Genomic DNA, 6,084 nt, shown 5'->3' with positions numbered 1-6,084 from the left:
GGTCTACACCGCGCTGTGGGGCAACATGAGCGCGGCCAACGTGCTGGCCGGACTCGCCATCGGCACGATCATCATGATCGCGCTGCCGCTGCCGAAGATGCCGGTCAAGGGCCGCTTCGCCCCGTGGGCGATCGTGCAGGCCAGCGTGATCGGCATCGCCTACGCCATCGAGTCGAGCATGCAGATCGCCTGGTTCGCGGTGCGTCCCGGCCCGCCGCCGGTGTCCGGCGTGCTGCGCGTCGGCCTGAGCACCCGCTCGGACCTGGTGCTCGTGCTGACCACCGACCTGCTGAACCTCATCCCCGGCACCATGGTGCTCGAGATCGACCGCCACCGCTGCCTGGTCTACGTGCACGTGCTCGACGTCGGCAGCGAGAAGGCCGTGGAGAAGTTCTACCGGCAGACCCGCACGCTGGAACGGCTGCTGATCACCGCCTTCGAGCGGCCGGTCCCCAAGCACCCGCTGCGCGCCAAGAAGTAGACCCGCCCATCCAGCACCAGGTATCGAGGAGGTGAGCATTTGACCGTCGTCATGACCGTCGCGGCCGTGCTCCTGTCGGCCGCGGCCGTGATCACCAGCTATCGCATTCTCGCCGGACCGAGCACGCTGGACCGCATGGTCGGCATGGACTCGCTCACCGCGATCTTCGCCTCCGGCCTGACGGTGTGGGCCGCCTACACCGGCAAGACCTTCGTGCTGCCGGGGATCATCGCGCTGGCACTGGTCGGCTTCCTCGGCTCGGCCGCCGTGACCCGCTTCCGCGTGAGGGACGACCGATGATCCAGACCATCCGCGACGTGGTGGCCGCGGTGCTCATCCTCGGCGGGTCGTTCCTGTCGTTCACCGCCGCGATCGCCATCGTCCGCTTCCCCGACTCGCTGACCCGCATGCACGCGGCCACCAAGCCGCAGATCGTCGGCCTGGTCATGGTGATCACCGGCGCCGCCGTCAACCTCTACGGCCGGGGCAACATCTGGCTGCTGGCTCTGGTCGGCATGTTCACCCTGCTGACCGCCCCGGTGATCGCGCACCTGCTCGGCCGCACCGCCTACCGCGAGCAGCGGCACCGCGACGGCCTGCTGCGCGTCAACGAACTCGGCAACGCCCTCGACGGCCCCGACCGCTGAACTCACCCCTTCGGCGGACCACCGCTGCGGGAGCGCCGAGCCCGGCTCGCGGATCGCCCGGCTCAGCGCGAGGCGGCGGCCGACTCCCCGGTCACGAGATCCTCGTGCTGCCGCCGGGCGAAGAAGGTGGCGTGGTAGGCCGCGACCATCGCCGATGTCAGCGCCAGCACCAGACCACCCGCGAGCACCGGATGGTCGGCCATCGGCACCGCCAGGTAGCGGTAGGACAGCAACAGCGCGGCGAACAGCACCGCACCGCCCGCGACCAGCCGCACCCGGAACGCCGCCCAGCCGCGCTCGGGATCGCGCAGCGCCGAGTCGACGGTCAGGCACAGCACCGCGCCCGCCACCAGGTCGACGCCGTAGTGGTAGCCGAAGCCGAGGGTGGCGGCCAGTGTGCACACCAGCCAGAAGGTGCCGCCCCAGCGCAGCCAGCGCGGGGCCAGCGAGCCGTCGTGGTCGCGGCGGCTGTGCAGGAACACCGCCAGCGCCCACGCGGTGTGCATGGACGGCATGCAGTTGCGCGGGGTGGCCTCGTCGAAGGGTAGGCCGGCGGGATTGCGGTCGATCGGCGGCACGATCTCCGGCCAGTAGTTGCCGATCTGGAGTCCGTGCCCGTCCGGGCCGAAGGCGAACATCGGCCCGACAACCGGGAAGACGATGTAGATCAGCGGCCCGATCAGGCCGAGCACGAGGAAGGTGCGAACCAGGTAGTGGCCGGGCCAGCGCCCGGAGCCGACCACCCGGCGCAGCTGCCAGGCCGCCACCACGATCGCCGCCACCGGCAGCTCGATGTAGACCCAGTGCAGCACCGCGTACACCGCGGGCCCGAGCGTGTCCAGCACCCGGCCCATCACCCAGGACGGGTCGCCGAGCGCGTGGTCGGCCAGCATCACGTACTCGTCGAGCACCTCAGGCGCGGCGATCACCGTCAGGCTCAGCCAGACGTCGCCGACCTTGGTGGCCAGGATCAGCAGCGCGCCGAGGGCGGCCGCGTGCAGGGCGTTGCGCTGTTCCACCCCGCGCCAGCGCAGCCAGGCGGTCAGCGCCAGCGCGGTGAGCACCAGGGTCGGCCCGTTGCCGACGGCGAACGGCCCGTCGAAGGCCAGGCGCAGGCCAGCGGCCACCGCGTCGATGGCCACCGCCGCGCCCAGCGCGATCAGCCTGCGCCGCACGGAGATGCCGACCAGGGCGAGCAGCAGCCCGGCCCACGGCACCGACATCGACTTCGGGGTGCCCGCGTAGTCCTTCCACAGGCTCTCCAGCGGCCCCTCGAAACCGTTGGCCAGCGCCACCACCTGCAACGCGATGAGCAACAGTGGCACACCGGCGAGCAGGACCCGGATTCCGGGGCGCGGCGACAGCACCGGCCGCGACGCGCGCTCCGCTGTGGAATTCGGATCGACCAACACGCCGACAATAGTAAACGGGCCGTGAACGGCGCTTGGACCGGCGACTGAACAACTGACCACGACCCGGGCCGACCGACGCGCGCCCGCGGCCCTCGCCCGGGTGTGGCTACTGCGCGAGTTCCTTGACCAGCGCGTCGACGACCGCCACCAGATCGCCCTGCGCCTGCGCGGCCACCCGGCGCTGCCGCTGATACGAGGCGCCGCGCTTCGGGATCTCGGCCACCGCCGCCAGTTCGTCGGCGCAGCCGAGCCTGGCCGCGGTCGGCTCCAGCCGGTTGAGCAGGTCCATCAGGTCGTCGGTGACCAGCCGCTCGTTGCTGTCGGCGTCGGTGATGACGATGGCGTCCAGGCCGTAGCGCGCCGCGCGCCACTTGTTCTCCTGCACGTGCCACGGCGGCAGCACGATCAGATCCTCGCCCCGTTCCACGCGCGCGTCCAGGTCGACCACCAGGCAGTGGATCAGCGCGGCCAGGGCGGCCAGCTCGGCGCGCGATGGCACGCCGTCGCAGATGCGGACCTCGATGGTGCCCCACTTGGGCGCGGGCCGGATGTCCCAGTGCAGGCCGCCGAGATGTTCGAACACACCGGTCTTGATCTCGTCGTGCACGAAACTTTCGAACTGGCGCCAGTTCTCGAACTGGAAGGGCAGGCCGGCGGTGGGCAGCTGCTGGAACATCAGCGTGCGATTGCTGGCGTAGCCGGTGTCGGACCCGGCCCACATGGGCGAGGAGGCCGACAGCGCGAGCAGGTGCGGGTAGGTGGTCAGCAGCGCGTTCAGGATCGGGAAGACCTTCTCCCGGTGCGAGACCCCGACGTGCACGTGCACGCCCCAGATCATCATCTGCCTGCCCCACCACTGGGTGCGCTCGATGAGCTCGTCGTAGTGCGCCGAGCGGGTGAGCTGCTGGGTGGACCACTGGGCGAAGGGATGGGTGCCCGCGCAGAACAGGTCGACGCCGAGCGGATCGGCCGCCCGGCTCACCTTGTCCATCGTGCCGCTCAGGTCCTCGACCGCGCCGCCGACCGTCTCGTGCACGCCGGTGACCAGCTCGACGGTGTTGCGCAGCAGTTCCTTGGAGACCTGCGGGGTGCCGTCCCAGGCCTTGGGCTCACCGACCGCGTCGAAGACCGCCGCGGCGGTGTTGGACAGATCCCTGGTGACCTTGTCGACCAGCGCGATTTCCCACTCGATCCCGATGGTCGGCCGGGGCGATCCCCCGAACTCGATGTTCTGGATTTCCCCGGCCATCACGATCCCCCGTCCGGCTACTGGACGACGCCGCAGGCGACCCTACCGCCCGCGTCGCCGGTCGCCAGCGTGGTGGCGTCAGGACCGGCGCCACCCTCACGCTGGTAACGATCAGGAATGTTACCGAAGTTGTCGGCGCCCTCGTGGATGATCAGGGCCTTGCCCTCGATGTCGTCGAGGGTGACCGAACTGGTGGTGGTGACCAGCTTCGCGGTGCCGTCCGAGCGCACCTGCAGCGAGGTCAGGTCGCCGCTGGCCGGGTGGCCCTGGTTGCCGCCGACCTGCAGATGGCCGCCCGCGGAGAGGAAGTTGCCCGCCGGGCCGCCGCTGGGGGCGGTGGAGTTGGGCTCGCACTTGCCCTCCTGGTGCAGGTGCAGGCCGTGGAAGCCGGGCTGCAGGCCGGTGGCCTCCACGGTGACCACGAGGTGGCCGCCCTCCTCGGTGAAGGTGGCGGTGCCCACCGAGGCGCCGGAGGCGTCCTTCAGCTCGGCGGTCGCGCCCGCGGCGTGCGAGCCCGCGTCGTCGCCGTGACCGCCGTGCTCGGTCTCGGTGGCCGCCGGGGCGGGCGAGCCGGTCCACACCGGAGGCGTCGTGCCCTTGACGTCGCTGGATTCCTGGCTGTTGCTGCAGGCGGCCAGGCCGAGGACCGCGACCGCAAGCGCCGGGGTCACAGTCCGCCAGGACGGGCGACGAGTTGAGGACGAGGCCATCGGGGAACTCCTTTACGAGTACCGAGTTTACGAGTAAAGCTGGGTGGACACGTTTCTTACCGGGAACGATGATGCCACGCCCGCCGTGCCGCCCGGCTGCGGGGCCGTGCGCCGCGCGACCGGGCAGGGTCTCGTCCGCGCCGGGAGATCAGTTCCCGGTCAGGATCACCACCACGCCGGTGGCGCCGCCGCCGAAGCCCGCGGGCTTGGGTGCGGTGACCGCGCCGAGTTCGGCCGCGATGGCCTCCGCCGCCGCCTTCTCCGCCGCCGAGTCTCCGTAGTAGACGGTGGTCTGCGGAATGGTCTCGGCCGCGTAGTTGTCGGCCCGCACATTGGTCCAGCCGTTCGCGGCGAGCTGGTCGGCGGTGCGCCCGGCCAGGCCCGCGACCAGGCTGTTGTTGAGCACCTGCACCGGCACCGAACGGTCGAGCGAGGGCGGGGCGGCCAGCGGGGTCTGCGGCGGCTCGATCGTGGCGGACGTCTCGGGGGCGGGCTCGGTGGTCGTCTCGGGGGCGGTGTTCTCGACGGCCCCTGGGGTCGCGGCCGCGGTGGTGGTCGTCGCCGGTGCGGCGGCCGCCGTGGTGGTCGCCTGCGCCGCGGAGTCCTCGCCGTCGGAATCCGCGCTCGACATCGACATCGCGCCCAGGCCGGCGAACACGATGGCCAGCGCGATCAACACCATCGCCAGCGCGCGCAACGGCGGCCCGCCGGAGGTGGGATTGGGGTAGCTCACCGTGCCGACCCTAGTCGCTCACACCCGCCGCGCGCCCGCATCGGGGCCGCGAAACGCGCGATTCTCGCACACATGTCGGTCAGACCTGGAAACCCAGACGCCGCGCGGCCCTTGCCTTCTGCCTGCTCGCTCGCAGCCTGCGCAGCCGCTTGACCAGCATGGGATCGGCGGCCAGCGCCTCCTGCTTGTCCACGACGGCGTTGAGCACCTGGTAGTAGCGGGTGGGTGACATGCCGAACAGTTCGCGGATGGCCTCTTCCTTGGCTCCGGCGTACTTCCACCACTGCCGTTCGAAGGCGAGGATGTCCAGCTCGCGCCGGGACAGGCCGCTGGGGCCGGCATCGGCGGCGGTGTCGTCCGTGCTGCCTGCGGTGTCGTTCGCGGGGGTGGTCTCGCCGTTCGCGGGGGCGGTGTCGTCCGTTGGATTCCGAGCTGCTGCGCCGTCCATCTCGCTCCCTCGCCGAGTGATCTCCAGACGAAAAAGGGGGTGCTCGTCCGTCGCGGTTCATTGAACCACGCTGCGGCGGAGCGCTTCGGCCCAAACCGCGGCGTGTTGCTTACCGGCCGGTAGGTCCGCCTTTCCGGGGCCATCGGTCCGGCGTCGGCGGGCAGGGCGCGACGGGTAGGCTTCCCGGTCATGGCAATCCTCCCCATCGTGATCGTCGGCGACCCGGTGCTGCACAATCCGACCCGACCGGTCGACCGTTCCCCGGAGGAGCTGGCCGGGCTGGTCGCGGACATGTACGAGACGATGGACGCCGCCCACGGCGTCGGCCTGGCCGCCCACCAGGTGGGGGTGCCCCGACGGCTGTTAGTCTAAGACAGCCCCCACGACCGCCCCCACGGCCCGGC

At 71.1% G+C, this 6,084-nt stretch carries 8 protein-coding genes and 1 pseudogene; 4 read left to right on the top strand and 5 right to left on the bottom strand.

The annotated features are described in order from the left end of the window. The 3 genes from QH283_RS29950 to mnhG all read left to right on the top strand — a co-directional run. On the top strand, positions 1-481 hold a 481-nt coding region (locus QH283_RS29950), incomplete at its 5' end, for a Na+/H+ antiporter subunit E (protein WP_280506265.1). A 39-nt stretch (positions 482-520) separates the two neighbouring features. Beyond that, positions 521-781, top strand: a complete 261-nt coding sequence (locus tag QH283_RS29945) for a monovalent cation/H+ antiporter complex subunit F (RefSeq protein ID WP_280506264.1) — start codon at positions 521-523, stop codon at positions 779-781. Beyond that, entirely contained in the window at positions 778-1,128 is a 351-nt protein-coding gene (gene mnhG / locus QH283_RS29940) for a monovalent cation/H(+) antiporter subunit G (protein WP_414689638.1), read from the top strand. The genes QH283_RS29945 and mnhG overlap by 4 nt, the downstream gene beginning before the upstream one ends. A gap of 62 nt (positions 1,129-1,190) precedes the next feature. On the opposite strand, the gene QH283_RS29935 is transcribed toward mnhG, so the two are convergent. From QH283_RS29935 to QH283_RS29915, 5 genes are all read right to left on the bottom strand, one after another. Further along, positions 1,191-2,495, bottom strand: a complete 1,305-nt coding sequence (locus QH283_RS29935; RefSeq protein WP_280506266.1) for a phosphatase PAP2 family protein — start codon at positions 2,493-2,495, stop codon at positions 1,191-1,193. A 151-nt stretch (positions 2,496-2,646) separates the two neighbouring features. Next, positions 2,647-3,789, bottom strand: a complete 1,143-nt coding sequence (locus QH283_RS29930; RefSeq protein ID WP_280506263.1) for a glutamate--cysteine ligase — start codon at positions 3,787-3,789, stop codon at positions 2,647-2,649. A gap of 17 nt (positions 3,790-3,806) precedes the next feature. Further along, positions 3,807-4,499 (bottom strand): superoxide dismutase[Cu-Zn], encoded by a 693-nt coding sequence (sodC, locus tag QH283_RS29925; RefSeq protein WP_280506262.1) that lies wholly within the window; start codon positions 4,497-4,499, stop codon positions 3,807-3,809. Between the two features lie 148 nt (positions 4,500-4,647). Further along, on the bottom strand, positions 4,648-5,232 hold the full coding sequence (locus QH283_RS29920; RefSeq protein ID WP_280506261.1) for a LytR C-terminal domain-containing protein: 585 nt from the start codon (positions 5,230-5,232) through the stop codon (positions 4,648-4,650). A gap of 79 nt (positions 5,233-5,311) precedes the next feature. Further along, complete coding sequence (locus QH283_RS29915; protein ID WP_280506260.1) at positions 5,312-5,680, bottom strand: DUF3263 domain-containing protein; 369 nt, start codon at positions 5,678-5,680, stop codon at positions 5,312-5,314. 189 nt (positions 5,681-5,869) lie between these two features. Here QH283_RS29915 and QH283_RS29910 point away from each other — a divergent pair. Then, positions 5,870-6,049: pseudogene (locus QH283_RS29910) on the top strand (peptide deformylase); the annotation flags it as partial. Between the last annotated feature and the right edge of the window lie 35 nt (positions 6,050-6,084).

The organism is Nocardia farcinica (genome assembly GCF_029867845.1).
GTDB lineage: Bacteria > Actinomycetota > Actinomycetes > Mycobacteriales > Mycobacteriaceae > Nocardia > Nocardia farcinica_A.
The sequence above is the reverse complement of the archived record's forward strand: the minus strand, read 5'-3'. Positions and strand labels throughout refer to the sequence as shown.